This window comes from Dietzia sp. Die43 (genome assembly GCF_024519835.1).
In the GTDB taxonomy this organism is placed as follows: domain Bacteria; phylum Actinomycetota; class Actinomycetes; order Mycobacteriales; family Mycobacteriaceae; genus Dietzia; species Dietzia kunjamensis.
In genome coordinates this window covers 1-2854 of sequence record NZ_JALJRF010000044.1, presented here as the reverse complement: position 1 = coordinate 2854, position 2854 = coordinate 1, and the positions used below count along the sequence as shown (strand labels likewise).

Sequence of the window (2854 nt, the reverse complement as noted above, 5' to 3'; positions counted from 1 at the left end):
CGTTTCGCTTGCTCCCGGTCCTCGCTGTCCCGGCGCTCTCCGCTCGGTCTGCTCGCCCCGGTTCTCGATGCCGATGCCGTCTCCCGGTGGGAATGGCCGGCGGAGGCGGGCCGAAAGCGGAGCGCGGCTGCCGCCGCCGGCCATTCCTCGGGAGCCGGACCGGACCGTAACCGGATGAGATGACGAACGGCGTGCCCGTGTCACCGGTGTCCGTGAGCCGCGCTACAGTCCGAAGACAACATCGCGGCTGGCCATCGACCCAGGACCGCACACATACACGGATAAATACCCCGGCCAGGGGAGGCCTCCGCTCCAATAGCGGAACCCTGAAAATGCATGAGGCCGGATCCACTCTCACATGAAATCCGGCCTCCCCACATTCCGAACTCAAACCAAGAAAGGCTCGGCTGTGGTTGCACCATTGACGGTAGCCCGCACTCATCCCCATTCACAACGTCCACGCCGTCAGCGTGTCTCGAAGCCGCCTCGGTGGCTTCCCCGACGTGCTCGACGCGGGTGGATTCTCGCGGAAGTTCTCGGGCTGAAGCCGGTCTGGTGACCGCCTCCGGAGCCCGTGCCGGAGGCGCGGGCCTAGAGAACATTGCGAATAACTTCTCCCCCCCCTCCGACGATGCTCGTCGTCTGGAGCGCCGAACGGCTCGCTACGAACTTCGCCGGACCCTCTGGGAAGTCTCTGACCTGCCACGATTGCGCAACTGTGGCCGTGCTCGAACTGGCAAGCACGTCGGCGTTCGGTCCACTGGCGACGCTTCCGGCTTCTCGGGCCTCCAGTCGTGCGGCTCGGTCTGGGCCTGCCCCTGCTGCTCGGCCAAGGTCTCCGCTCGGCGCTCGCTCGAACTCGGCTGTGGACTGCTCGCCTGGGAGGCCTCGGGCGGTCGCGTGCTCATGGGAACGCTCACCATGCGCCACCATGCCGGGCACCGTCTGACGCACGAGTGGGATGCGCTCCAGTCGGCCTGGAACTCGGTGCAGAAGTCGCGAGTCTGGACCAAGTGGCTCGCTCGTCTCGGTTCCCCTGGGACCGTGCGCGTCGTTGAGGTCACGCGCTCCTACTCGAACGGCTGGCACGCACACCTGCACTTCGTTCTGCTCATCAGTGGCGACGCCGACGCCCTGGAGCTCGTGAACGAGTTCCGCTCATGGCTGCTCGGGAAGTGGTCCGCTGCGCTCGAACGGCACGGATTCCCCGGTGCGCTCGACGTTGGCCAGGACGTGCACCTCGTCGAGGGCGTAGAAGCGGCCGCGCAACTGGGCGAGTACCTGAGCAAGTCCGCCCCGTACGCCTCCGGCGAGGCTCTGGGTCGCGAGTTGTTCGGTTCCTGGACCAAGGGCGCGCGGGGCGTGTGGTCCACGGTGCCGGTCTGGCGGATCGCGGAAACCTTCGCCGCGTCGGGGGAAGTCGATCTGCTCGACCTCTGGCACGAGTACGAGAAGGCATCCAAGGGTCGACGGCAGGTCACGTGGTCCAAGGGACTCAAGGCGCTGCTCGTCCAGGAGCGGGACAAGACCGACGAAGAGATCGCCGCCGAAGAACTGGGATCGGTGGATCTCCTGCGGCTCGACAAGCACGCGTGGTCGCTCGTGCTCAAGCAACCGTGGCCCACGTCGCGGATTCTCGACGTGCTCGACCGTAAGGGCCTGGCTGGTCTCCGCGCGTTCCTCGATGCGAACGGCATTCTGTACACCCTCATGGAAGGCAACGACTCATGATCCGCTCGACCTGCTCCGAGTGCGCTTCCGCGCACATCGTGTGGTTGCCGCTGTCGCGGCTCGCGTCTCGCGTTGCTCCCGGTGCTCGCGCTCGCGCTATGGAACTGCGCGAGTTCTTCGGTCCGTCCGGCGCTGAGGCGTGGCTCTGCGACGACTGCGGATGCTTCGGCGCTGTCCAGTTCGGTTCGTTCGCCTCCGGCCTCTGAACCTGACACACCTCTTGCTGAACCTCAGACCCAAAGACGCCACACAGTAGGCACTCCGAGTGGCGGCGGAAAAAACCGGCATCAAGGAACCTTGACAAGCACCCCGGCATCAAGTAACCTTGATGGTAGAAGGTCGGGAGATTCCCGGTCGGGAAAGGCACTCATGGAGTTCATGCGGGCAGGGGTCGAGCGGGTTGCTCGGGAGCGGTTCGGCTCCGACTGGGCCGAGCGCTGCATGGTCGCGAACATCGCCTCGATCCTCGACGGTCGCGGTTACGGCTCCGTGCAGGAAGTGCCCTCGGTCGAGTTCGAGGAAGTGCTCGCGGACAACCTCATCGCCGCGGGCGTCTGCGATGACTGCTGGGACTCCGGCGAAATGCTCTGCGACCACGAAGCCGACGCGTCATGAGTGGCGGCTCTGATGCTCTGGTCTCGACCACGGTGGCGGCTGGCCTGTCTGTCGATCCGCTCGAGCGGCTGCTCGAGCACCTGGACCACGACGAGTGGACCCTTGCGCACGCTCACGACGTGGTGCGCCTGTCCGTGACTGCTCGCCACATCGCCGATGAAGCCCAGGTGCTCGCCGTCCGTCGTGCTCGCGCTCTCGGTGCGACCTGGGAGCAGATTGGCGAAATGCTCGGCGTCTCCGGTGCTGGCGCACACGCTCGGCTCGCGCGGCGGATGTGAACCGTGCGGAAGTCCCGGCCCCGGCCCCTGATCGCGTCCGTACCGCGCCGGGACTTTCGTACGGAGTCACGACTAGGGGCACGGGCTGCGGTGGCCCCTGTCGCCAATCTCGCGCCGGTGTCGGTGTCTCGGGCTACTGTCCTTTTCGAGCGCCTCCCGGCACAGACACGGGGGGCGTTTCGCTTGCTCCCGGTCCTCGCTGTCCCGGCGCTCTCCGCTCGGTCTGCTCG

General features: G+C 66.4%; 4 protein-coding genes. All 4 read left to right on the top strand.

Features of this window, described 5'->3' with window-relative positions:
* The coding region (locus NR111_RS18095; protein ID WP_256821612.1) for a hypothetical protein at positions 1 to 183 on the top strand (183 nt) is incomplete at its 5' end.
* A 153-nt stretch (positions 184 to 336) separates the two neighbouring features.
* Positions 337 to 1731, top strand: a complete 1395-nt coding sequence (locus tag NR111_RS18090; RefSeq protein WP_256821611.1) for a protein rep — start codon at positions 337 to 339, stop codon at positions 1729 to 1731.
* A gap of 378 nt (positions 1732 to 2109) precedes the next feature.
* On the top strand, positions 2110 to 2346 hold the full coding sequence (locus NR111_RS18085; RefSeq protein ID WP_256821610.1) for a hypothetical protein: 237 nt from the start codon (positions 2110 to 2112) through the stop codon (positions 2344 to 2346).
* Positions 2343 to 2624, top strand: coding sequence for a hypothetical protein (locus tag NR111_RS18080; RefSeq protein ID WP_256821609.1), 282 nt, complete (start codon positions 2343 to 2345; stop codon positions 2622 to 2624). Before NR111_RS18085 ends, NR111_RS18080 begins: the two co-directional genes overlap by 4 nt.
* Positions 2625 to 2854: the final 230 nt, after the last annotated feature.